Raw genomic sequence first — 23250 nt, 5'->3', positions numbered from 1 at the left:
CATCCGGCTCACGGCCGCCGGCGCACAATGGGGGTCACCCTGATGGAGACCCCCAATGACCGTCGAGATCATCAACCCGGCGACTGGCCAGGTGACCTACCGCCATGAGCTGATGGACGCCGCTGCCATCGAGCAGCGCCTGCAGGCGGCAGCTGATGCGTTCCCGCGCTGGGCCGAGCGCTCGCTGCAGGAACGTGGCGCGATCCTCAAGCAGATCGCTGGCCAGCTGCGTGCGCGCCGCGACGATCTGCAGCAGGCCATGACCAGCGAAATGGGCAAGCTGAAGGCCGAGGCGCTGGCTGAGGTGGAAAAGTGCGCGAGCACCTGTGAGTTCTATGCCGACCACGCCGCCGACTACCTGAAGCCGCAACTGATCGATACCGAGGCACAGCGCAGCTATGTGCGCTATGAGCCGATCGGCTGCGTGTTCGCGGTGATGCCATGGAATTTCCCGATCTGGCAGGTGTTCCGCTTCCTTGCTCCGGCGTTCATGGCCGGCAACGTGGCGCTGCTCAAGCACGCCAGCAACGTGCCGCAGTGCGCCGACCTGATCCTGGCGGTGTGCCGCGATGGCGGCCTGCCTGATGGCGTGTTCGATGTGCTGCACATCGACAACGACCAGGCCGCCGAGGTGCTGCGCGATGCACGGGTGAAAGCCGTGACCCTGACCGGCAGCGAGCGGGCAGGGCGCTCGATCGCGTCCAACGCCGGCAGCCAGTTGAAAAAGTCGGTGATGGAGCTGGGCGGCAGCGACGCGTTCGTGGTGCTCGATGATGCCGACCTGGACAAGGCGGTGGCCGCCGCGGTGAAGTCGCGCTTCGACAACAGTGGCCAGACCTGCATTGCCGCCAAGCGGTTCATCGTGGTGGACGCGGTGGCCGATGAATTCACGCGGCGCTTCGTCGAGGCCGCAGGCGAGCGCCAGTACGGCGACCCCAACGAGCGCGGCACTACGTTGGCGCCGATGGCCCGCGCCGACCTGCGTGACGAACTGCACAAGCAGGTGCAGGCCAGCGTCGCCAAAGGCGCCCGCGTGCTGATCGGCGGCGAACCGGTGGCAGGCAGCCACGCCGGCTATCCGGCCAGCGTGCTCGACCAGGTGGGGCCGGGCATGCCGGCCTATGACGAAGAACTGTTCGGGCCGGTCGCCGCCGTCATCCGGGTCAAGGATGAAGCCGAGGCACTGCGCGTGGCCAACGACACCCGCTTCGGCCTCGGCGGCAGCGTGTGGACGCGCGACCCGGTACGCGGTGAGTCCTTCGCCCAGCGCATGGAATGCGGCGCGGCCTTCGTCAACGCCATCGTCAAGAGCGATGCGCGGCTGCCGTTCGGCGGCAGCAAGGAATCAGGTTTCGGCCGCGAACTGGCCGACCACGGCATCCATGAGTTCATGAACATCAAGACCATCTACGTGGCTTGATGCACCTGCCTGTGTAGAGCCGAGCCCATGCTCGGCTGCTCTTTGCCGGGAACAGCCGAGCGTGGGCTCGGCTCTACGAAAAAGCGGGTTACAGCCACTTCACCCGCTTGAACAGCCGGTACAGTCCCACGCAGATGCCGCCGACGCCGACGATCATCAGCGGGTAGGCCCACGGCTGGTTCAATTCCGGCATGTGGCTGAAATTCATGCCATACCAGCTGGTGATCAAGGTCGGCGCGGCCAGCAGCGCGGCCCATGCACCCAGCCGCTTCACCGTCTCGCCCTGCGCCAGCGTCACCAGTGACAGGTTCACGCTCAGGGCGGTGCCCAGCATCTCGCGCAGGGTGTCGATCACATCGCTGATGCGTACCGCATGGTCGTGCACGTCGCGGATATACAGCTTCACTTCGTCAGGGAACAGTTCGCCCTGGTAGCGGCGCAGCTGCGCCAGCACATCCTGCAGTGGCGCCACCGCCATCCGCATCTTGTTCAACTCGCGCTTGAGCTCATACAGGCGCACCACCGTGCTGCGCTTGTAGCTGTCGGCGAAGATGTCCTTCTCCAGCAGCTCCAGGGTGTCGCGGAAGCGGTTGGTGATGGGCAGGTAGTTGTCCACCACGAAGTCGGCCACGGCGTACAGGCAGTACGACGGCCCCATCTTCAGCAGTTGCGGCTCGCGCTCGACGCGCGCACGCACTGGCGCGTACGACAGCGAGGCGCCATGGCGCACGGTCACCAGGAACCGTGGGCCGAGGAAGGCATGGGTCTCGCCGTACTGGATGCGCTCGTCGACCATCTGCGCGGTGGTCACCACCACGAACAGCGAGTTGCCGTAGGCCTCCACCTTGGGGCGCTGGTGCGCGTTGCGCGCATCCTCGACCGCCAGGTCGTGCAGGCAGAATTCTTCCTGCAGCTTCAGCAGTACGTCTTCGTTCGGGTCGTACAGGCCGACCCAGACGAAACCGTTGTTGCTGGCGATGACATCGCTGATGGCATCCAAACTGATGTCGTGGCGTTTGCCGTCGTCATCGTAGTGGACGCAGTTGATGACGCAGGTGGGATTGGCTGCGGCGGAGGCGGCAGCAGGGGCGGGCAATGAGGCGGGCAATGACATGCCCGCCATCGTGCGTCAGTGCTGCGTTTCCGACAAGTGAGGACGGCGCCCCAGCACCCAGGCCAATGCAGCGTGGACCGGCAGCAGCAGCACGATCCACTGCACGTTGTACTGCGCCTGCAGGCTCAGCCAATGCAGCACCAGCGCGGCCACGGCCTGTACCGCCACCAGCCACAGCACGATCCTGAACATGCGGCCGGGCACGCGCCGCCGCAGCAGGCTGATCGCCCCCGGCAGCAACAGCAGGCACAGCGGCGAAAGCAGCAGCAGGTTGCGGTTGGCCCAGGCGGCGTAGTGCGTGCTGAAGCCCCACAGGAACACCAGCAGGCCACCGGCGATCGTGCACAGCAGCCACAGCGGCAAGGCCAGGCCGGCCAGCAGGCGAGGACGGTTGCGCAGCGCCAGCACGCCCGCCGCAATCACCAGGCCACACAGCAGCCACGGCCACCAGCGGCGCGCGAACTCCTTCGGCTCGGGATCGATACGGTGCGGCAGCAGTTCCTGCTCGGACTGCACCAGCGGGCGGCCGTCGCTGTTGCGGGCTTGGCGCAGGGCGTCGGCCAGGCGCATCGGAACGAAGGCTTCCTGCCAGCGCGACAGCGGCTGGTCGGCAAACGGCCCCAGCCCGATATCGAAGCCCAGCCACATCCACGGGGCCGGCGACGCCAAGCGCACCGACTCGCTGCGATAGGTGTTGCCGCGTGAGCGGCCCGACAGTTGTGAATGCAACCCGCCGCCCAGTGCCTTGTCCAGCGTGTCGCGCACCATCGTCGCGCAGTTGGCGGTGTAGTAATCGTAGTGGTAGCGCGCGTTTTCCGGCTTGGCCCGTTCGGCCAGGTCGGCGGCCAGCGAGCGTGCCTGGTCCGGGGTGATATCCAGCCACTGTACGCTGGCACCGCGGCCGGTCTCGTCGTAGTACGACAGGTCCTGCTGCAGTGGCAGCGCCACCAGGTAATACATCATGTCGCCACGTACGAAGCGGCCGATGAAATCCTGTTCGGACGGATCGAAGTAGCCGAAGTTGTACGAGATCGCCTCGCCGCTCACCGGGTCCAGCACGACGATGGCATCGTGGCCGAAGCGCTCGAAGAACACGGTGCCCGGCTGCATGGTGACCACGCCGACACGCGGGGCGGGGGCATCACTGGCCGTCGAAACGGTCGGCGCCGCCGCCTGCGCGAACGCAGCCAGTGGCAGGGCAGTGGCCAGCAGGCACAACGCCAGCCACAGGGTCAGGATCAGGCCACGGTGTTTCAAGCGTCGTCCTGCGCGTCCGGTGCCAGCACCGTTACATGGAAGGCCTGGACCCGGCGCGCATCGGCGCGGGCGACACGGAACATGAAACGGTCCAGCGCCAGTTCGTCACCGACTTCCGGCAGATGGCCGACGGCTTCGGTCACCAGGCCGCCGATGGTGTCGTAGTCCTCATCGGAGAAGGAGGCGCCGAAGCGCTCGTTGAAATCACCGATCGGCGTGAGGGCATCCACCACGTACTGGCCATCGGCCTGGATGGCGATCTGCGCCGAGAAATCCTCGGCTTCGTCGTGCTCGTCGTCGATGTCGCCGACGATCTGCTCCAGCACGTCTTCGATGGTGACCAGGCCGGCGACACCGCCGTACTCGTCCACCACGATCGCCATGTGGTTGCGCGACAGGCGGAACTCCTTCAACAGCACGTTGAGCTTCTTCGCTTCCGGAATCAGCACCGCCGGGCGCAGCAGTTCACGTACGTTGCCCGGCCCATTGTCGGCAACCACGCCGCGCAGCAGGTCCTTGGCCAGCAGCACGCCGAGGATGTCGTCCTTGTTCTCGCCATGCACCGGGAAGCGCGAATGGCCAGACTCGACCACCTGCTTCATCAGCTCCAGGAAGGGCGCCTCCACCGGCAGCGAGACCATCTGCGAACGCGAGATCATCACGTCGCCCACGGTCAGCTCGGCTACCGAAATGGCGCCTTCCATCATCTTCAGGGTATCGGCGGCGATCAACCCTTCTTCCTGCGCGGTGTGCAGGACAGCGACCAGCTCGTCGCGGGTGTGGGGTTCGCCGGAAAAAGCAGACGTCAGGCGTTCAAGCCAGCCGCGCTTCTTTTCACTGTGCTCCACGGAGGAGCTACTACTGTCGTCTTCTGACATCTCTGGAAAAAAGGCACCCGGCAGGCCGGGCGATGGCCCAAGTCTAGCAGGATGTGGGGGCCTGTCAGTGACCCTCGCCAGCCGGGGCGGCGGCCGGGCCTTCGTCCTCGGCTGGCAGGTCCAGGCTGTAGGTGCAGCCGGCCAGGGTCTTGCCAGGGTGGGTGGCGACGGTGGACACACTGAGGATGATCGACTCGATCTGCGCCTCCCCGGTCTTCGGGTCGGTCACATCGCGGCTGACCAGCTCGCGCCCGGCCATGAACTTGCCGTCCTGGTCGTAGCCGGTCTCCAGCGCCAGCTGCCTGGCCAGCGGCCGCGGGTCGGCCTGGTCGAGCACGGCCATGATGCTGGCGCCGGCCACGGCCACGCGCTCGGTCTGCTGGCCGAACACGGTGATCGGGCTGGCCAGGCGGTACTCGCTCATGAACTGGTTGCCCTGCGGCAGCGGCTGCAGGCCGTTGGCCACGGCCTTCAGCGGATCGGCCAGCAGGGGTGCCAGCGCGGCATGCTCGGCCACGCCCTGGCGGCACTCGATCAGTGCAGGCAGGTCCAGCGGCGCGGCGGAAGCGGTGGCGGCAAGCAGGAGCGGCAGGGGAAGGAAGGTGCGCAGCAGCACAAGCGAGGTTCCGTTGTAGAGCCGAGTCCGTGCTCGGCTGCTTTTGGGGCGGGTCTGCGGGGCGCAGGGCGTACCACGGCCGAGCGTGGGCTCGGTCACGCAGGGCTTGGCCCGGTGTCAGCGCTCGCCCGCGTACGGGTCGTCGATGCCGAGCTCGGCCAGGATCTCGCGCTCCAGCTGTTCCATCGCCTCGGCTTCCTTGTCGTCCTCGTGGTCCCAGCCCAGCAGGTGCAGCACGCCGTGCACGGTCAGGTGCGCGTAGTGGGCATTGAGTGCCTTGCCCTGCTCGTCGGCTTCACGCGCCACCACCGGCGCGCAGATCACCAGGTCGCCCAGCAGCGGGAACTTGACGCCCTTGGGCAGGCCCTCCGGCACGTCGGCCGGGAAGCTGAGCACGTTGGTGGCGTAGTCCTTGCCCCGGTAATGCCGGTTCAGGGATTGGCCTTCCTTGCTGTCGACCACGCGGATGGCGAGGTCGGCCTCGCGGATGCGGCCCTTCAACGCGGCCGCGACCCACTTGCGGAAGCTGACGGCCGAGGGCAGGCCGGCACGCGGCAGGGCATAGCTGACGGCGACATCCAGTCGCACGGGACCACGGGTCATGGAGTCGCTCCAGGTTGGATCTGATGCAGGTCGCGGCGGTCGTAGGCGCTGACGATGCGCGCCACCAGCGGGTGGCGGACCACGTCGCGGGCTTCGAAGAAGGTGAAGCTGACGCCCTCCACATCGCGCAGTACGTCGATCGCATCGCGCAGGCCGGACTTCACATGCTTGGGCAGGTCGGTCTGGGTCAGATCGCCGGTGACCACCGCAGTCGAGCCGAAGCCCAGTCGGGTCAGGAACATCTTCATCTGTTCGATGGTGGTGTTCTGCGCTTCATCCAGGATCACGAACGCATCGTTGAGCGTGCGGCCGCGCATGTAGGCCAGCGGCGCAATCTCGATGACGTTCTTTTCCAGCAGCTTGAGCACCTTCTCCACGCCCAGCATTTCATACAGGGCGTCGTACAGCGGTCGCAGGTACGGGTCGACCTTCTGGCTCAGGTCGCCGGGCAGGAAGCCCAGCTTCTCGCCGGCCTCGACCGCCGGACGCACCAGGATCAGGCGCTGCACGCGCGATTCGTTCAATGCTTCCACCGCGCTGGCCACGGCCAGGAAGGTCTTGCCGGTGCCGGCCGGGCCGATGCCGAAGTTGATGTCGTGGCTGACAATCTGGTGCAGATAGCGGCTCTGGTTGGAGCCTCGCCCGCGCACCGTTCCGCGCTTGACCTTGATTGCCACGTCCTGCGCTTCGTAGGAGCGATCGGCGATCTGTTCGATGTTGGCCGCGTTCAGGCGCAGGTGGATGCCGTGGCTGTCGAAGGTGGTCTCGGCGGCCTCTTCATACAGCGCTTCGATCAGCTTCTGCGCCTCTGCACTGGCTTCAGTCGGGCCGCTGATACGGAACACGAAGCCACGGTTGGCGATTTCCACGCCAAGCTTCAATTCGATCTGGCGAAGGTGTCCGTCGAACGGGCCGCACAGGTTGGCCAGCTGCGCGTTGTCTTCCGGCGACAGGGTGAAGTCTCGATGCTCGATGCTTTTCATTGCTTGGGGTGGGGCGGGGTCGCCGTCCACCGCGATGGCGTCAGGGACGACAAGGGTAACGCGCAAGGCGGCAGGACGACAGTTCTCCACACCGGGTGTGGACCGGCGCCGAAGAAACCTGTGGATAGTCCTTCGCAGCGCTTGTGCCACAAGGAACATGATGCGGTGGTGAAAATTGCGCCAGTGCCAGCAGGGTTCTCCACATGCGGTGTGGACGGTGTTGCCGTGAACCTGTGGATAGGTGGCAGCGAGCCTTGCGGCAGTGGCGTTGCCGGCGGGTGATCAATTATTGACCAGCCCTGTTCTGGATCATTGCGGGTGCACAGGCAGCATGGCACCGTGGCGCCATCGGAGGAGGTGGCGCATGGCCGTGGGTACGTGGATGCGCAGGATGGGGCTGCTGGGCAGCTGCCTGCTGGCGGGCTGCGGCGAAGCACCGCCGGCGGCACTGGGTACCCTTGAATGGGACCGGATCAGCGTGCCTGCACCGGCGGCGGAAGTGATCAGTGCCGTTGACGTGCGCGAGGGGCAGGCCGTCAAGGCGGGCGCGCTGCTGATGCGCTTGGACCCTGCCCGGGGCGCCGCCCAGTTCGATGCCGCGCAGGCCGAAACCGCACGCGCGCAGGCACAGCTCGAGGAACTGCAGGTGGGCCCGCGTCCGGAGCAGATCGCCCAGGCGCAGGCACAGCTCACCGCGTTGCGCGCGCAGGCGGCGGAAGCCACCGCGTACTATCGCAGGGTGCAACCGCTGGCCCGGCAGCGGCTGGTCGCTGCTGCCGACCTGGACCGGGCCCGCGCCGCCGCCGACAACGCCGTGGCCAGCGTGCGCGCTGCCGAACAGGCGTGGCTGGAGCTGCAGCGCGGCAACCGCCGTGAGGACATCGCCCAGGGCCAGGCCACCTCCCGGGCCACGCAGGCGCAGGAGGTGGTGCAGGCCGTAAACCTGCAGAAGCTGCAGCTGCGTGCGCCGCGCGATGGCGTGGTCGATGCGTTGCCGTACCGGCAGGGCGACCAGGCACCGATCGGTGCGCCGTTGGTGGTGATGCTGGTGGGCGAACGCCCGTATGCGCGCGTGTACCTGCCGCAGCCATTGCGCCTGCAGCTGAAGGTTGGGCAGGCGGCGCAGGTGCAGCTGGACGGCGCGACCACTGTATTGAAAGGGCACGTGCGGTCGATCCGCAGCGAACCTTCCTTTACCCCCTATTACGCGCTGACCGGTGATGACGTCTCCCGGCTGAGCTACCTGGCCGAGATCGAGATCGACGACAGTGCCGACATGCAGGCGCTGCCCGCCGGGCTGCCGGTGCAGGTGCGCTTCTGAATCCTGTCGATGACATTGCCGTGCGTGCGCAGGGCCTGAGCCGCCGCTTCGGCGATCTGCTGGCGGTGGACAACGTCGATCTGCAGGTGCCACGTGGGCAGGTGTATGGCTTCCTCGGCCCGAACGGCTCGGGCAAGTCGACCACCATCCGCATGCTGTGCGGGCTGCTGGAGCCGAGCGCGGGCGATATCGACGTGCTGGGCCTGGCGATTCCTGCACAGGCCGAAGCGCTGCGCCGCCGCATCGGCTACATGACCCAGCGCTTTTCGTTGTACGAAGACCTGTCGGTGCGGGAAAACCTGGAATTCCTGGCCGCCATCCAGGATCTGCCACGCGCTCAGGCGCGGCAACGGGTCGATGCGCTGCTGCGGCAGTACCGTCTGCAGGATCGCCAGGCGCAGTTGGCCGGCACCCTCAGCGGCGGGCAGAAGCAGCGGCTGGCGCTGGCCGGTGCGGTGATCCATGCGCCGGAACTGCTGTTCCTGGATGAGCCGACCAGTGCGGTCGATCCTGAGTCGCGTCGCGATTTCTGGGAGGCGCTGTTCGAACTCGCTGATGCCGGCACCACGGTGCTGGTGTCCACCCACTACATGGACGAGGCCGAACGCTGCCACCGGCTGGCGATCCTCGATCGCGGCGCCCTGGTGGCTGATGGCACCCCGGCCGAGCTGTGCGCGCAGCTGCAGGGTCGCACCCTGAAAGTCACCGCCTTGCAGCCGCGGCAGGCCAGCCGCGCGCTGGCGGCGTTGCCGGGCGTGCTCAGCGTGGCCCAGATCGGTACCGAACTGCGTGTGCTGTGCAGCGAGGGCGCGGCCGATACCACGGTGCTGACGCAGGCACTTGCCGCCGCCGATCCGCAGGCCAGCATCGAACCGGTGGCGCCCAACCTGGAAGATGTATTCGTCGCCGCCACCCGGGGCCGTGGTCGGGAGCCGGCCGCATGAGCGTGCGACGGCTATGGGCGATCATGCTCAAGGAGCTGCGGCAACTGCGCCGTGACCGCATCACCCTGGCGATGATCGTTGGCATCCCGGTGATGCAGCTGCTGCTGTTCGGCTATGCGATCAACCTCAACCTGCGGCATCTGGATGCCGGTATCGCCGACCAGGCCAACAGTGCGGCGTCGCGCGCGCTGGTGCAGGACATGGTCGCCACCGGCGTGATCACGCCGCGCGCGCAGGCCTATACGCCCGATCAACTGATGGAGGCGTTGCGACGGGGCCGGATCAGCGTAGGCATCGTCATTCCCTCCGATTTCGAGCGCCGCCGCTACGAAGGACGCGAAGCGGTGCAGGTGCTGGTCGACGGCAGCGACACGGTGGTGCAGAGTGCGGCGATCCAGCTGGCGCAGGTGCCGCTGGACACGCGCCCGACCAGCAACGTGCGGCCGCTGCGCGAAGGCAGCATCGCCAGCGGGCAGGTGAGCGTCATCAGCTTCTACAACCCGCAGCGGCGCTCGGCAGTGAACATCGTGCCCGGCCTGATCGGGGTGATCCTGACCATGACCCTGGTGATGTTCACCGCAGTGGCGGTGGTACGCGAACGCGAGCGCGGCAACATGGAACTGCTGATCGCCACGCCGGTATCGCGCAGCGAACTGATGGTCGGCAAGGTGTTGCCGTATGCGGCGATCGGTCTGCTGCAGACCACGCTGGTGCTGCTGCTGGGAACCTGGTTGTTCGAGGTCCCGATCCGCGGCAGCCTGCTGGATGTCTACCTGGCCGCGGTGCTGCTGGTGCTGGCCAACCTGGCGCTGGGCCTGCTGATTTCCACGCGCGCGCGCTCGCAGTTCCAGGCGATGCAGATGACCCTGTTCCTGTTCCTGCCGTCGATCCTGCTGTCGGGCTTCATGTTCCCGTTCGCCGGCATGCCCAGGCCGGTGCAGTGGCTGGCGGAAGTACTGCCGCTCACCCATTTCCTGCGCCTGGTGCGCGGCATCATGCTGCGCAGGGCCTCGCTGTGGGAGTTGTGGCCGGACGCGCTGGCACTGCTGGTGTTCATCGTGGCGATGATGACCCTGGCCATCCTGCGCTTCCGTAAACGCCTGGATTGAGGCATGCCGACCAACGGTCGGCATCCACCCCGGTAGGTGCCGACCGTTGGTCGGCACACCTCAATCCCTCGGTGGGTGCCGACCGTTGGTCGGCACACCTTATTCCGCCACCACGCGGCCGCGCAGCGAATTGGTCAACGCTTCAGTGATCACCACGTCCACGAACTGGCCGATCAGGCGCGGGTGCGCCGGGAAGTTCACTGAACGCATGTTCTCGGTCTTGCCGGTCAGCTCGTTCGGGTTCTTGCGCGAAGGGCCTTCCACCAGCACGGTCTGCACGCTGCCAACCATCTTCTCGGAGATGCCAGCAGCATGCGCGTTGATGCGTTCCTGCAGGCGCGACAGGCGCGCATGCTTTTCCGCATCGGTGATGGTGTCTTCCAGGTCCGCTGCCGGAGTGCCCGGGCGACGCGAATAGATGAAGGAGAAGCTGTGATCGAAGCCGATGTCCTCGATCAGTTTCATGGTCTTCTCGAAATCCGCATCGGTCTCGCCGGGGAAGCCGACGATGAAGTCCGAACTGATCGAGATGTCCGGGCGGACCGCACGCAGCTTGCGGATCTTCGACTTGAACTCCAGTGCGGTGTAACCGCGCTTCATCGCCGACAGCACGCGGTCGCTGCCCGCCTGCACCGGCAGGTGCAGGAAGTTGGCCAGCTGCGGCACATCGCGGAACGCGTCGATCAGCGAGTCGCTGAACTCCAGCGGGTGCGAGGTGGTGAAGCGGATGCGGCCAACGCCATCGATCTCGGCGATGGTGCGGATCAGCAGGCCCAGGTCGGCGAATTCGCCGTCGCCATAGGGACCGCGGTAGGCGTTGACGTTCTGGCCGAGCAGGTTGATCTCGCGCACGCCCTGCGCGGCGAGCTGTGCCACTTCCACCACTACGTCTTCGAACGGGCGGCTGACTTCGGTGCCGCGCGTGTAAGGCACCACGCAGAACGAGCAGTACTTGGAGCAGCCTTCCATGATCGACACGAACGCCGACGCGCCATCGGCACGTGGTTCAGGCATGCGATCGAACTTCTCGATTTCCGGGAAGCTGATGTCCACCTGTGGGCGCTGCTGTTCGCGACGGGCGCGGATCAGCTCCGGCAGGCGATGCAGCGTCTGCGGGCCGAACACCAGGTCGACGAACGGCGCACGCTTGATGATCGCCTCGCCCTCCTGCGACGCCACGCAGCCGCCGACGCCGATGATGACCTCGCGGCCCTGGTTCTTCAGGCTCTTCCAGATGCCCAGCTGGCTGAACACCTTCTCCTGCGCCTTTTCGCGGATCGAGCAGGTGTTGACCAGGATGACGTCGGCGTCCTCCGGGCGATCGGTCAGTTCCAGGCCATCGCTGGCGGCGAGCACGTCGGCCATCTTGGCCGAGTCGTACTCGTTCATCTGGCAACCGTGGGTCTTGATGTACAGCTTGCCTTTCACCTGGTCGGGCTTGCGCGGACCATAGGGCAGGGCAACGAGCGGAGTACCGCCCGGCGTGGCGGGCGGAAAGACGTCTGGCGTCCCGGTCATGGCGCTTAATCCATTCGGGTGGCGGGAAAGGGGGCGATTCTACCTGCATCCCGTACCGCCCGCCCGGCGCAACGCCAACGGCGCCGCGCTGCGCGCTCGCGGGGCCATGGACCCGCGCTACCCTTTGGTAGCGCCGGGCCGTGCCCGGCGCGTGCCCTTACGCCGCGATCAGCTCCGCATCGATCTGCCGCGAACGATCAAACGCGGTCATCGCGCTCATCCGTTCGATGTAGGCGGCCGTCGCCGGTGCTGGCTGAACGAGGCCGAACGCGCTGGTCCATGCCAGCGCATTGCCCCACAGCACGTCGGCCGCACTCATTACCTCGCCCAGCAGGTACTGCCCCTGCGCCAGCTGTGCTTCGATCACCTGCAGCACCGTATCGGCGTCGTTGTAGGGCGACATCGCATGCGGCGGCGGGTCACGGTGCATGGCCTTGTCGATCATCGCCGGCTCGAAACAGGCGCCATAGAAGGCCATCCAGCGCAGATAGGGGCCGCGCAGGGCGTCGCCGATCGGCGGCGCCAGCCCGGCTTCCGGGTACAGGTCGGCCAGGTACAGGTAGATGGCCACCTGCTCGGTCACCAGCGCACCGTTGTGGACGATGGCCGGCACCTTGCCCATCGGATTGATCGCCAGGTAGGCCGGGGCCAGGTTGGCGCCCGCCTTCAGGTCCAGCACCTGCATGCGGTAATCGGCGCCCAGCGCTTCAAGCAGGGCCACCGCGCCGCTCGAGCGTGAACGGGCGGCGTGGTAGAGGGTGATCTGGCGTGACGTCATGGCATTGCTCCTTGCAGGTGGTGGTGAAGTGGGGCCCATGCTGGGGCACAATTGCGGACGACTTCTGTCCGCGATCCGTCATGCGCCATACCGCCCATCGCCTGCTTCGCCTGATCTCCCTGCTGCAGGCTCGCCGCCACTGGTCCGGTGCCGAGCTGGCCGAGCGCATGGGGGTGGACCGGCGCAGCATCCGCCGCGATATCGAGCGCCTGCGCGAGCTGGGGTATCCGGTGCAGGCATCGGCCGGCGTTGGCGGGGGCTATCGGCTGGGCGCGGGTGCGCCGGTGCTGCCGATGCTGCTGGACGAGGAAGAGGCCACCACACTGGCGATTGCCCTACGCGCAGCGTCGGCCACGGTCTCCGGCATCGACGACACCGCGCGCGGCCTGCTGTCCAAGCTCGACCCGCTGGTGCCGGCGCGTCGCCGCCAGCAGGCCGGCGAGGTGCATGCCGCCACCGCCACCCTGTCCGACTTGCCATCCACCGATGCGCGCCTGCTCGGGCGGCTGGCCCAGCACTGCCGGCAGGCCGCGCGGCTGGCCTTCGAATACCGCAGCGCGCAGGACGCGGTGACGCAACGGCAAGTCGAGGCCCAGCACCTGGTCAACTACGGCCGGCGCTGGTATCTGCTGGCCTGGGACCTGGGCCGGCAGGACTGGCGCACGCTGCGCGTGGACCGGATGGGTACGGTGCGGCAGCTACCCGAGCCTGGCCTGCACCGGCGCACTCCCGCGCCGCCGGATGTGATGGTGAGGCAGGCGGTCAGCCAGGCGCCATTCGCGCTGCAGGCCATCCTGCGCCTGGCCGGCAGTGAAACTGAGCTGGCCGGTCACATTCCGCCCTGGTGCGGCGTGCTGGAGGCCGATGGGCCAGATCATTGCCTGTTGCGGATGGGCGCGGAAAGCCGCGGCATGATGCTGGCGCAGATCCTCAGCCTGGACCGCCTGCCGGTGGAGGTGTGGACCACGCCGGCCGAGCTGCGCGAGGAGCTGGCCCAGCGGCTGACCGGGCTTGGCCAGGTCCTGGCCGTGCCCACCGTCACGGTCTGAGCCGACGGCCTTGGCAAGCCGCAGCGAAGCTGGGACACTCGCGGCCATGAAGGGGAGACTGGGGATAACGGCGATCATCATCGCTGCGCTGACCGCTGCGCCGGCCAGCGCCGGCACCCTGTACAAGTGCCTTGGCGCCGACGGGGTCACCAGCTATGTCAGCAAGCGGGTGGCCGGTGCCCAATGCAGCACCATCAGCTACACCCGCAGCGCGGGCAGGGCAGTGCGCGCGCCGGTCGCCACCTCGGTGACGGCGCCGGTGCAAGCACCTGCAGCAGTGGTGGCCAGCGCCGAGCGCAATCCGGTCGCGGTTGCCGCCAGCGCTGCCAGTCCCGCTATCGCACCGGCTCCCGCGCCCGCGCCCGCGGCAGCCTCCACGCCGGCCAGTCCACGCGGCGGCAAGATGGTCAGCGGACAGGTCTATTCGTACATGCAGGACGGGGTGCGCCACTACACCAGTGCACGCCCGACCCAGGTCGCCAACCTCGGCCCGGTGCGGACCATCCGCTACAGCTTCATGGAGCGCTGCTACGCCTGCGGGGTCAATCCGCGCGTCGATTTCGGCAGCGTGCGCCTGAACACCACGGCCTTCCAGAGCGAAATCACCTCGGCCGCACGCGAATTCGGGGTGGAAGAGGCCGTGGTGCGCGCGATCATCCACGCCGAATCGGCCTACAACCCGACCGCGCTCAGCCGCGCCGGCGCGCAGGGCCTGATGCAGTTGATGCCGCCAACCGCCGCACGCTTCGGCGTCAGTGATTCCTACGACGCAGGGCAGAACATCCGTGGCGGTGTGCAGTACCTGGCGTGGTTGTTGAAGCGTTTCAAAGGTGATCTGACCCTGGCCGCGGCCGGTTACAACGCTGGTGAAGGCGCGGTCGATCGCCATGGAGGCGTGCCACCCTACAGCGAGACCCAGTATTACGTACGCCGGGTCGGCCAGTTGGCCGAGCGCTACCGCACTGCCCTGACCCATCAGTAGGTGCCGACCGTTGGTCGGCACATCTTCAAGCGGGTAGGTGCCAACTGTCAGTCGGCACACCTTGAAAAGAGTTTTTGCAATGCGTTGTGTGGCGCGCGACGGTTCCGCTACACTCGACCGAGATTCAATGCGGCTCTGGCCCCCACCGGAACCGCTGGCAGCCTTAAAGCTACCTAATCAATATCGGAGTGCCGGATGGCCAACGATGGGGTACACGATCCAGTCAACACCGGACGTCGGCGTTTTCTTACTGCCACCACAGCCGTGGTGGGCGCCGTCGGCGTCGGATTCACCGCAGTTCCTTTCATCAAATCCTGGAACCCCAGTGCCCGCGCCAAGCTTGCCGGCGCACCGGTGGTGGCCGACATCAGCGCCCTGCAGGAAGGCCAACGCCTGATCGTGGAATGGCGTGGCCAGCCGATCTGGATCGTCAAACGGTCCAAGGCGATCCTTGATGCGCTGCATGGGCTGGATGGCCGCTTGAAGGACCCCGAGTCCGGCGAGAAGGACCAGCAGCCGGAGTACGTGCTCAAGCAGAACCCCGAGCTGCGCTCGATCAAGCCCGAGATCTCGGTGCTGGTCGGTCTCTGCACGCACCTGGGCTGCTCGCCGGAAATGGTGGGTGAAATACGCCCTGAGCCCTACGACCCACAATGGAAGGGCGGCTATTTCTGCCCCTGCCACAAGTCGCGCTTCGACATGTCCGGCCGCGTCTTCAAGGACGTGCCCGCACCCATCAACCTGAAGGTGCCCGCGCACCACTATCAGGACGACAACACCATCATCATCGGTGTCGATCCGCAGGGGGCTGCCTGATGTCCAACATCCTCAGCCGTACCGCCACCGGCGTGGCCGACTGGGTCAATGCCCGCGCGCCGGGGTTGATGCCGATCTACCGCAAGCATGTCAGCGAGTACTACGCGCCGAAGAACTTCAACATCTGGTACTACTTCGGCTCGCTGGCGCTGCTGGTGCTGGTCAACCAGATCGTCACCGGCATCTTCCTGACCATGCACTACAAGACGAATGCCGCCGAAGCATTCGCCTCCATTGAATACATCATGCGTGACGTGGAGTGGGGCTGGCTGATCCGCTACATGCACTCCACCGGTGCCTCGCTGTTCTTCATCGTGGTCTACCTGCACATGTTCCGCGGGCTGCTGTATGGCAGCTACCAGAAGCCGCGCGAGCTGGTGTGGATCCTGGGCATGCTGATCTACCTGGTGCTGATGGCCGAAGCCTTCATGGGCTACGTGTTGCCGTGGGGCCAGATGTCGTTCTGGGGCGCCAAGGTGATCATCTCGCTGTTCGGCGCCATTCCGGTCATTGGTAACGGCCTCACCGAATGGATCATGGGCGATTACCTGCCCAGCGACGCCACGCTCAACCGCTTCTTCGCACTGCACGTGATCGCGCTGCCGCTGGTGCTGTTGCTGCTGGTGGTGCTGCACCTGGGTGCGCTGCATGAAGTGGGATCGAACAACCCCGATGGCGTGGAGATCAAGAAGGGGCCGAAGGGCAACCGCTGGTCACCGAACGCGCCGACCGACGGTATTCCGTTCCATCCCTACTACACGCTCAAGGATGGCGTCGGTGCGGGCTTCCTGCTGATCATCGCGGCCTTCATCATCTTCTTCGCGCCGGCCTTCGGCGGCCTGTTCCTGGAACACGACAACTTCACCGAAGCCAACCGCCTGGTCACCCCCGAGCACATCAAGCCGGTCTGGTACTACACGCCGTACTACGCGATGTTGCGGGTGGTGCCGAACAAGCTGGGCGGCGTGATCGTGATGTTCTCGGCCATCGCCATCCTGTTCCTGGTGCCCTGGCTCGACCGCGCCAAGGTCAAGTCCTACCGCTACCGCGGCTGGCTGTCGCGCGGCCTGCTGGGCATGTTCGTGGTGTGCTTCGCGTGGTTGATGGTGATCGGCTCCGGTCCTGGTACCGATGCGCACGAGACCTATGTCGGGCGGGTGCTGACCTTCCTGTACTTCGCCTTCTTCATCACCATGCCGATATGGACAAGGCTGGACAAGACCAAGCCGGTACCGGAGAGGGTGACCACGCATGACTGAGCGCTGGATGGTCCGGCTGGCCCTGGCGGCCGCCCTGATGCTGGGCAGTACCCTGGCCATGGCCGCCGAGGGCGGCACCAAGCTGCTGCAGGCCGGCAACGACCTGGGTGACCGGGCGTCGCTGCAGCGCGGCGCCCAGTTGTACATGAACTACTGCAGCGGCTGCCATGCACTGAAGTATCTGCGCTACTCGCGGATGGGCGAGGACCTGGGGCTGAGCGAGGAAGAGGTGATGAACAACCTCAACTTCACCGGCTCGGCGATCGGCGACCCGGTGCCGGTGGCAATGCCCAAGGAGCAGGCCGAGAAGTGGTTCGGCAAGATGCCGCCGGACCTGAGCCTGATTTCGCGGGTGCGCGGCAGCGACTGGATCTACACCTACCTGAAGTCGTTCTACCTGGACAGCAGCCGCCCGCTGGGCTGGAACAACGCGCTGTTCGCCAATGCATCCATGCCCAATCCGTTGTGGGAGATGCAGGGCCTGCAGCACGCAGTGCATGGCAAGGCCGAAGCGCCGGGCATGGACCCGCCGGTGACCGGCCTGCGCATTGAAAGCCCGGGCTCGGTCGATGCGGGCCAGTACGACCAGGCCGTGCGCGACATCACCAACTTCCTCGAATACGCCGGCGAACCGGCCGCGCTGAAGCGGCAGCAGCTCGGTGTCTGGGTGATCCTGTTCCTGGCCCTGCTGACCTTCCTGGTGTACCTGTTGAAGAAGGAATACTGGAAGGACGTGCACTGATCCGGAGCCGGCCATTGCATCGGGCCTATTGGCTTTTGTGATGGTCGGTTGCACACTCGGGGAGGAGTCGACCGCCAGCACGGTGCTGGCGGCGCCGATGCGGCAGGCGGTCTCCTGTCGTAGGAGAGCCTTTGATGGCGGCGAGCGTACGCATGCGCAATACACTGACGCTGTTTTCCTCGAACGACGATGTACTGTGCCACCGTGTGCGCCTGGTGCTGGCGGCCAAGGGCGTGAGTTTCGACTTTGTTCCGGTCGATCCACAGAACCCGCCGGAAGATCTGATCGATCTCAATCCGTACCATTCGGTGCCGACCCTGGTCGAGCGCGAGCTGGTGCTGTATGCCGCCTCGGTGGTCAGCGAGTATCTGGACGAGCGCTATCCGCATCCGCCGCTGATGCCGGTCGACCCGCTGTCGCGCGCGCGCATCCGCCTGGCCATGCTGCGTATCGAGCACGACTGGGTGCCGCAGGTGCAGGCGATCCAGTTGGGCAACAAGACCCAGGCCGAGGCAGGGCGCAAGCGGCTGAAGGAACTGCTGACGGCCTCGCTGCCGTTGTTCAAAGCCAGCAAGTTCTTCCTCAATCCGGAAATGAGCCTGGCCGACTGCGCGATGGCGCCGATCATCTGGCGCCTGCAATCGCTGGATGTGCCGTTGCCGAAGGACAGCAAGGCCATCGAGGACTATGGCAACCGGATCTTCCGCCACCCCGGTTTCGTCCGCAGCCTGACCGATCAGGAAAAGAAACTGCGCGATCTGCCGGGCTGATCCGGCATCCGCTTTCCCGTCTGCACGCCGACCGGCGTGCAGGCGATCCGCCCCGGTAGGGGCGTCGGGCGCTACACTTCACGCATGACCGAAGACTTCTTCCACATGACCAGCCACCGCCCGTACCTGTTGCGGGCACTGGTGGAATGGATCAACGACAACCAGCTGACTCCGCACATCCTGGTCGACGCCGGCGTTCCCGGCGTGCAGGTTCCGCCCTCGGCCGTCAAGGACGGCCGGGTGGTGCTCAACATCGCCGAGCGCGCCGTCGTGCGGCTGGTGATCGACAACGAGTCGGTGAGCTTCTCGGCGCGCTTCTCCGGCACCAGCTATCCGGTGCAGGTGCCGATCAGCGCAGTGCTCGCGGTGTACGCCCGTGAGACCGGGCAGGGCATGGCGCTGCCGGACGACATCCCGGGTGGCGAACCGGCACAGGCCGGCGACGAGCTGCTGCACGACGATGAGCAGACGCCGCCGGACGACACGCCGCCCGCCGGTCCGCCGCCGAAAGGCCGTCCGACCCTGCGCGTGGTCAAGTAACGGTGTGTGCCGACCGTTGGTCGGCACACCTTCAGCGGTTACACATCCTCGGCATCTTCGTTGTCCGCACGGATCTGGCTGATCCGCGCCGCGCCCGGGCCAGTGAAGGACACCAGCTGGTCCCCGCGCAGCACCATGCGGCCGACATGGCGATCGATGCCGTCGTAGGAATACTCGAACTTGAAGGTGCGCTCGAAACCGAGTCGCCCGTCTTCTCCGCGCGACAGCCGTAGACCCGTGGCGTGCACCGCCTGGTCAAGCCACTGCACATCGGCGGCGCGGCAGGCATTGCGGCCCAGTTCGATCGCACGTTCGGCGGCCGAGCGCGCGGCGTTCCAGAAGAAGTAGACGATACCGCCGGCAATCAGCAGGAACAGCAGGGTGGGCATGGCTTCAGCCGTCAGGTGTCGATCCGCCAAAGATGGCGACGAATGGCGAGCGGATCAAGCGGCATCTGCTCAGCGATTGCTGCCAGGCTCCGTTGCCGGTTGCGGCGGCATCTGTGTCGGCGTGATGGGTACCGCCGATGGAACCGGTGCAAGCCGCGGCGCAGTGGCATTCAACTGCAGCAGTGCGGCCCAATCCTGCCGGTTGAAGCTGCATTCGTCCTCGCGCCCCGGCGTGCAGGTCGGGTCGATGCCGGTGGCGTCGCGCTCGCGCGGCGGTGGCAGCTTGATCGTGCCGGTGCGATCAAGCAGCAGCAGGCGCATCGCCACGGTGTTCATGACATTGCCGCCCACCAGGTAAAGCGTCTGGTCGCCACCGAGGTTGGCCGCCACCACCACTTCGCAATGCGACTTCCAATGGCCGACCGAGCCGTTGCCCAAGGCCTGCACCAGCCCGCTGTAGCTGAGTGTGCTGCTGCGGTCGCGCAGGAAGCACAGCAGGTCGCCCGGTGCTGGCTTTGCGGTGGCCGGGTCCACCAGACGGTAGGGCACGCCGGAAGGGCCTGCCTGGTAGGCGGCGCGGATGTAGTCGATATGGCGTGGGGAGGTAGTGAAGCCGGGTACGCCGGCACGCACCATCACCCAGGAAATGAAGGCGGCCGACCAAGGATTGTCAATCAGGAACGCGCGGCAATCGCTGTCGGTGTAGCGGGTTCCCAGCGGGGCCAGGCAGCTGCTGGCGCCGGGTTGGCTGCCCAGTGCATTGAGCGTGCCGCTTTCGCGCCAGTAGCTGGTGACCCGTTGCCAGGCGATCAGACCGTTGTCGGCCAGATGATCGCCTTCGGCCTCGGTGACACTGAGGCTGGCGGCGCGGCCATCACGGTCGATGAAGGGGCGGAACCAGAGGCGATGCTCGTTGCAGGCAGTGTTGCGGATGGCGATCGCCAAGGGGCTCAGGCCGAAACGCGGGGGTACATCGCAGGCTTCGACGGCGGCGGCCGAGAAGGGCGTCGCGGCCAGCAGCAGGCAGGCGGGCAAGAGCATCCGGCGCATGCGCGGCTCCTGTGGGGGATGGACCCAGCCTCGCAGTGGCGTCGTGAACGCCGGGTGTGAGAATGGGGTCAGATCCCCTTTCCAAGGCAAAAGGGATCTGACCCCGAGGGCCGTGTACCCGGCATCAAGCCGGCGGCGGACCCAGTTTCAGTGACAGATCGATGGCCTGCACGTGCTTGGTCAGGCCGCCGATGGAAATGCAGTCCACGCCATCCTCGGCGATCGAGCGCAGGCCGCCGAGGCCGACGCTGCCGGACACTTCCAGTGGAATGCGGCCTTCGGTGATGCGCACCGCTTCGCGCCGCAGTTCGGGGCTGAAGTCGTCCAGCAGGATGCGTTCACAGCCGGCCTGCAGTGCCTGCCGCAGCTGTTCCAGGTCCTCGACCTCGACCACCAGCGGCAGGTGCGGCCATTGCCGGCGGGCAGCCGACACTGCGGCAGCCAAGGAGCCGGCGGCGCGGATGTGGTTCTCCTTCAGCATCACCGTGTCGTACAGGCCGAAACGGTGGTTGTCGCCGCCGCCGCAACGCACCGCGTATTTCTGCGCCAGACGCAGGCCGGGCAGGGTCTTGCGGGTATCGAGGATGCGCGTGCCTGTACCTTCCACCGCAGCCACATAGCGGGCAGTGGTGGTGGCGGTGCCGGACAGGGTCTGCAGGAAATTCAGCGAGGTGCGTTCGGCGCTGACCAGGCTGCGGCTGCGCCCATGCAGCAGCGCCAGCACGGTACCGGCGCTGACATGGTCGCCTTCGGCTACCCGCCACTCGATCTGCACGTCGGCATCGAGCGCGCGATGGGTGGCATCGAACCACGGGCGGCCCGCGATCACCGCATCCTGCTTGCACAGCAGGTAGGCGCTGTCGGGCTGGTCGGGCAGCAGGGCGGCGGTGACGTCACCGCTGCCCAGGTCCTCGGCCAACGCGCGGGCGACATCGGCCGCGACGACGGCTGGATCCGGCGTCGGCAGCGCGTTCATGCGGTCGGGAAGTCGGCGATCTGCGCGGTCGGGATGGCTTCTTCGGCCAGCAGCACTGGAATTCCGTCGTCGACGCGGAATACCTGCTTGCGGTCGCGGGTGACCAGGGCTTCGCGCAGCGGCTGCGCCAGCGGGTTGCCATCGGCGCGGTTGACGGTACCGGCGGCGATCGCCCGGTTGAGGGCTTCCAGGCCCTTGCCATCCAGCAGGGACAGGGGCTGGCGGGTGTCGGGCGATACCAGCAGGTCGAGCAGCTTGCGATCCATGGTTCTTCGTCTTGCGTGGAAGATGGCTAGAATACGTCTTTAAGGCAGGTGACGGCCAATGACCCCCAACCCGATCGCGCCGCTTGTCGGCATCGTCATGGGTTCCCGTTCCGACTGGGAAACCATGCAGCACGCCGCCCAGAAGCTTGAAGCTCTGGGTGTTCCGTTCGAAGTGAAGGTGGTGTCCGCGCATCGGACGCCGGATGTGTTGTTCAGTTATGCCGAGCAGGCCGGTTCGCGCGGGCTGCGCGCGATCATTGCCGGCGCCGGCGGTGCCGCGCATCTGCCGGGCATGATCGCGGCCAAGACCGCGGTGCCGGTGCTGGGCGTGCCGGTGCAGTCCAAGGCCCTCAACGGCATGGATTCGCTGCTGTCGATCGTGCAGATGCCGGCCGGCATCCCGGTCGCCACCTTCGCCATCGGCAATGCCGGCGCCTCCAATGCCGCGCTGTTCGCCGCGGCGATGCTGGCCAGCGACCAGCCGGCCATCGGCCAGGCGCTGGACAGCTTCCGCGCGCGCCAGACCGAAGACGTGATGGCCCACGACGATCCGCGCCAATGAGCCTGACCGTCGGCATCCTCGGCGGCGGTCAGCTCGCCCGCATGATGGTCCTGGCCGGTGCGCCGCTGGGACTGCGCTTCCAACTGTATGATCCGGCGGCCGACGCCTGCAGTGGCCCACTGGCGCCGCTCACCGTAGGCGCCTTCGATGATCGCCAGGCACTGGCGGACTTCGCCGCCAAAGTCGACGTGATCACCTTCGACTTCGAGAACGTGCCGGCTGACAGCGCGCAATGGCTGGCCGACCGCGTGCCGGTCTATCCGCCGCCTTCGGCGCTGGCCGTGGCCCAGGACCGGTTGAGCGAGAAGACCCTGTTCCAGCAGCTGGGCATTCCGCTGCCGGCGTTCGCCGATATCCGCAGCCGTGACGAACTGGCGGCCAAGGCGGCCGAATTCGGCCTGCCGTGCATCCTCAAGACCCGCCGCCTGGGCTACGACGGCAAGGGCCAGTTCCGCCTGCGCAGCGAAGCGGACATCGATGCGGCTTGGCAGGCGCTGGGTGCGCAGGTCGAGCGCACCGGCCTGATCCTCGAGGGCTTCGTCGCCTTCCAGCGCGAAGTCAGCGTGGTGGCCGTGCGCGGCCGCGATGGCAGCTTCCAGGCCTGGCCGGTCACCGGCAACTGGCATGTCGACGGTGTGCTGTCGGCCAGCGTGGCACCGGCGGTGCTGTCCGCTGCCGAGCACGAAGCGGCGATCGGCTATGCCCAGCGTGTCGCCGAACACCTGCAGTACGTGGGCGTGTTCGCGCTGGAACTGTTCTGCCGCGACGGCGAACTGCTGGCCAACGAGATGGCGCCGCGTGTGCACAACTCCGGTCACTGGACCATCGAAGGCAGCGAAACCTCGCAGTTCGAGAACCACCTGCGCGCGGTGCTCGGTCTGCCGCTGGGCAGTACCCGCATGCTTGGCCATGCCTGCATGCTGAACTGGCTTGGAGCGATGCCTGACCCGACGCCGGTGCTGCAGCAGGCCAGCGGCCATTGGCACGACTACGGCAAGGAATCGCGTGACGGCCGCAAGGTCGGCCATGCGACCCTGCGCGACGATGATGCCGGTGCACTGGCGGATGCGTTGGTGCAGGTCGGGCTGGAACTGGACCGCCAGGCCCAGGTGGCCCCGGCCGTGCACGCGTTGCGCAACGGCTGATCAAACGGGTGCCGGCCGGCGGACGCCGCTGATCCCGGTAGTGCCGGCCGCTGGCCGGCAATGCCCACCAAGGTGGGCAGCTACCAGAGCGGTGCCGACCAAGATGAGCATCCACCACGGCCTGGCGTGATACCGGTAGCGCCGGGCCATGCCCGGCGGATGC

At 66.7% G+C, this 23250-nt stretch carries 25 protein-coding genes; 13 read left to right on the top strand and 12 right to left on the bottom strand.

Going from position 1 to position 23250, the window contains the following annotated elements; all coding sequences use genetic code 11:
* Positions 1–55: 55 nt before the first annotated feature.
* Complete coding sequence (locus MRBLST15_RS06155; protein WP_312705579.1) at positions 56–1420, top strand: NAD-dependent succinate-semialdehyde dehydrogenase; 1365 nt, start codon at positions 56–58, stop codon at positions 1418–1420.
* A gap of 88 nt (positions 1421–1508) precedes the next feature.
* Here the strand turns inward: MRBLST15_RS06155 and MRBLST15_RS06150 are convergent, their stop codons facing one another.
* The 6 genes from MRBLST15_RS06150 to MRBLST15_RS06125 form a co-directional block, all read right to left on the bottom strand.
* The gene (locus MRBLST15_RS06150) at positions 1509–2543 is read right to left on the bottom strand and encodes a magnesium and cobalt transport protein CorA (protein WP_089239983.1); all 1035 of its coding nucleotides are present in this window, start codon (positions 2541–2543) and stop codon (positions 1509–1511) included.
* A 6-nt stretch (positions 2544–2549) separates the two neighbouring features.
* Positions 2550–3791 carry a DUF4105 domain-containing protein gene (locus MRBLST15_RS06145; protein WP_312705580.1) on the bottom strand — a complete coding sequence of 414 codons (1242 nt, stop codon included), beginning with the start codon at positions 3789–3791 and terminating at the stop codon, positions 2550–2552.
* On the bottom strand, positions 3788–4669 hold the full coding sequence (locus MRBLST15_RS06140) for an HlyC/CorC family transporter (protein WP_265952102.1): 882 nt from the start codon (positions 4667–4669) through the stop codon (positions 3788–3790). Before MRBLST15_RS06140 ends, MRBLST15_RS06145 begins: the two co-directional genes overlap by 4 nt.
* 64 nt (positions 4670–4733) lie before the next feature.
* A complete protein-coding gene (locus tag MRBLST15_RS06135) occupies positions 4734–5285 on the bottom strand; it encodes a hypothetical protein (protein ID WP_312705581.1) in 552 nt (183 codons plus the stop codon).
* A 117-nt stretch (positions 5286–5402) separates the two neighbouring features.
* Complete coding sequence (gene ybeY, locus MRBLST15_RS06130; protein WP_265952100.1) at positions 5403–5888, bottom strand: rRNA maturation RNase YbeY; 486 nt, start codon at positions 5886–5888, stop codon at positions 5403–5405.
* A complete protein-coding gene (locus MRBLST15_RS06125; RefSeq protein ID WP_100552067.1) occupies positions 5885–6871 on the bottom strand; it encodes a PhoH family protein in 987 nt (328 codons plus the stop codon). The genes ybeY and MRBLST15_RS06125 overlap by 4 nt, the downstream gene beginning before the upstream one ends.
* A 364-nt stretch (positions 6872–7235) precedes the next feature.
* On the opposite strand from MRBLST15_RS06125, the gene MRBLST15_RS06120 reads away from it, so the two are divergent.
* Genes MRBLST15_RS06120 through MRBLST15_RS06110 form a run of 3 tightly spaced genes read left to right on the top strand, consistent with a single transcriptional unit; the run spans position 7236 to position 10245 of the window.
* The gene (locus MRBLST15_RS06120) at positions 7236–8192 is read left to right on the top strand and encodes an HlyD family secretion protein (protein WP_367785471.1); all 957 of its coding nucleotides are present in this window, start codon (positions 7236–7238) and stop codon (positions 8190–8192) included.
* 20 nt (positions 8193–8212) lie between these two features.
* Positions 8213–9136 (top strand): ABC transporter ATP-binding protein, encoded by a 924-nt coding sequence (locus tag MRBLST15_RS06115; RefSeq protein WP_265952097.1) that lies wholly within the window; start codon positions 8213–8215, stop codon positions 9134–9136.
* Complete coding sequence (locus MRBLST15_RS06110; protein WP_367785470.1) at positions 9133–10245, top strand: ABC transporter permease; 1113 nt, start codon at positions 9133–9135, stop codon at positions 10243–10245. Before MRBLST15_RS06115 ends, MRBLST15_RS06110 begins: the two co-directional genes overlap by 4 nt.
* A 99-nt stretch (positions 10246–10344) precedes the next feature.
* On the opposite strand, the gene miaB is transcribed toward MRBLST15_RS06110, so the two are convergent.
* Both miaB and MRBLST15_RS06100 read right to left on the bottom strand, forming a co-directional pair.
* Positions 10345–11763, bottom strand: a complete 1419-nt coding sequence (gene miaB / locus MRBLST15_RS06105) for a tRNA (N6-isopentenyl adenosine(37)-C2)-methylthiotransferase MiaB (protein ID WP_265952095.1) — start codon at positions 11761–11763, stop codon at positions 10345–10347.
* Between the two features lie 157 nt (positions 11764–11920).
* The gene (locus tag MRBLST15_RS06100) at positions 11921–12541 is read right to left on the bottom strand and encodes a glutathione S-transferase family protein (protein ID WP_367785469.1); all 621 of its coding nucleotides are present in this window, start codon (positions 12539–12541) and stop codon (positions 11921–11923) included.
* Between the two features lie 80 nt (positions 12542–12621).
* On the opposite strand from MRBLST15_RS06100, the gene MRBLST15_RS06095 reads away from it, so the two are divergent.
* From MRBLST15_RS06095 to MRBLST15_RS06065, 7 genes are all read left to right on the top strand, one after another.
* Positions 12622–13590, top strand: a complete 969-nt coding sequence (locus tag MRBLST15_RS06095) for a helix-turn-helix transcriptional regulator (protein ID WP_367785468.1) — start codon at positions 12622–12624, stop codon at positions 13588–13590.
* Positions 13591–13636: 46 nt separating this feature from the next.
* Positions 13637–14572: a lytic transglycosylase domain-containing protein gene (locus tag MRBLST15_RS06090; RefSeq protein ID WP_265952091.1), complete on the top strand. Its 936-nt coding sequence runs from the start codon at positions 13637–13639 to the stop codon at positions 14570–14572.
* A gap of 195 nt (positions 14573–14767) precedes the next feature.
* Positions 14768–15388, top strand: coding sequence for a ubiquinol-cytochrome c reductase iron-sulfur subunit (petA, locus tag MRBLST15_RS06085; RefSeq protein ID WP_025875286.1), 621 nt, complete (start codon positions 14768–14770; stop codon positions 15386–15388).
* Positions 15388–16647 carry a cytochrome b gene (locus MRBLST15_RS06080; RefSeq protein WP_025875284.1) on the top strand — a complete coding sequence of 420 codons (1260 nt, stop codon included), beginning with the start codon at positions 15388–15390 and terminating at the stop codon, positions 16645–16647. Before petA ends, MRBLST15_RS06080 begins: the two co-directional genes overlap by 1 nt.
* Positions 16640–17389, top strand: coding sequence for a cytochrome c1 (locus tag MRBLST15_RS06075; protein WP_099820023.1), 750 nt, complete (start codon positions 16640–16642; stop codon positions 17387–17389). Before MRBLST15_RS06080 ends, MRBLST15_RS06075 begins: the two co-directional genes overlap by 8 nt.
* A gap of 134 nt (positions 17390–17523) precedes the next feature.
* Entirely contained in the window at positions 17524–18159 is a 636-nt protein-coding gene (locus MRBLST15_RS06070; RefSeq protein ID WP_089240017.1) for a glutathione S-transferase N-terminal domain-containing protein, read from the top strand.
* A gap of 84 nt (positions 18160–18243) precedes the next feature.
* A complete protein-coding gene (locus tag MRBLST15_RS06065; RefSeq protein WP_265952088.1) occupies positions 18244–18699 on the top strand; it encodes a ClpXP protease specificity-enhancing factor in 456 nt (151 codons plus the stop codon).
* Positions 18700–18737: 38 nt separating this feature from the next.
* Here MRBLST15_RS06065 and MRBLST15_RS06060 read toward each other — a convergent pair whose 3' ends face one another.
* From MRBLST15_RS06060 to MRBLST15_RS06045, 4 genes are all read right to left on the bottom strand, one after another.
* Positions 18738–19088 (bottom strand): DUF3301 domain-containing protein, encoded by a 351-nt coding sequence (locus MRBLST15_RS06060; protein ID WP_099820025.1) that lies wholly within the window; start codon positions 19086–19088, stop codon positions 18738–18740.
* 69 nt (positions 19089–19157) lie between these two features.
* On the bottom strand, positions 19158–20138 hold the full coding sequence (locus MRBLST15_RS06055; protein WP_367785467.1) for a DUF2272 domain-containing protein: 981 nt from the start codon (positions 20136–20138) through the stop codon (positions 19158–19160).
* A 124-nt stretch (positions 20139–20262) separates the two neighbouring features.
* Positions 20263–21114, bottom strand: a complete 852-nt coding sequence (gene nadC, locus MRBLST15_RS06050; protein ID WP_265952085.1) for a carboxylating nicotinate-nucleotide diphosphorylase — start codon at positions 21112–21114, stop codon at positions 20263–20265.
* A complete protein-coding gene (locus MRBLST15_RS06045; protein WP_089240025.1) occupies positions 21111–21380 on the bottom strand; it encodes a Trm112 family protein in 270 nt (89 codons plus the stop codon). The genes nadC and MRBLST15_RS06045 overlap by 4 nt, the downstream gene beginning before the upstream one ends.
* Positions 21381–21438: 58 nt before the next feature.
* Here MRBLST15_RS06045 and purE point away from each other — a divergent pair, with 58 nt between their 5' ends.
* The gene (gene purE / locus MRBLST15_RS06040; protein WP_025875268.1) at positions 21439–21942 is read left to right on the top strand and encodes a 5-(carboxyamino)imidazole ribonucleotide mutase; all 504 of its coding nucleotides are present in this window, start codon (positions 21439–21441) and stop codon (positions 21940–21942) included.
* Positions 21939–23087 carry a 5-(carboxyamino)imidazole ribonucleotide synthase gene (locus MRBLST15_RS06035; protein WP_367785466.1) on the top strand — a complete coding sequence of 383 codons (1149 nt, stop codon included), beginning with the start codon at positions 21939–21941 and terminating at the stop codon, positions 23085–23087. The genes purE and MRBLST15_RS06035 overlap by 4 nt, the downstream gene beginning before the upstream one ends.
* The last annotated feature ends 163 nt before the right edge of the window (positions 23088–23250 follow it).

Origin of the sequence: Stenotrophomonas sp. LST15-1-1.1, from assembly GCF_040815575.1 — a bacterium.
Taxonomy (GTDB): Bacteria; Pseudomonadota; Gammaproteobacteria; order Xanthomonadales; family Xanthomonadaceae; genus Stenotrophomonas; species Stenotrophomonas lactitubi_B.
This window is presented reverse-complemented; position numbering and strand designations above follow the sequence as displayed.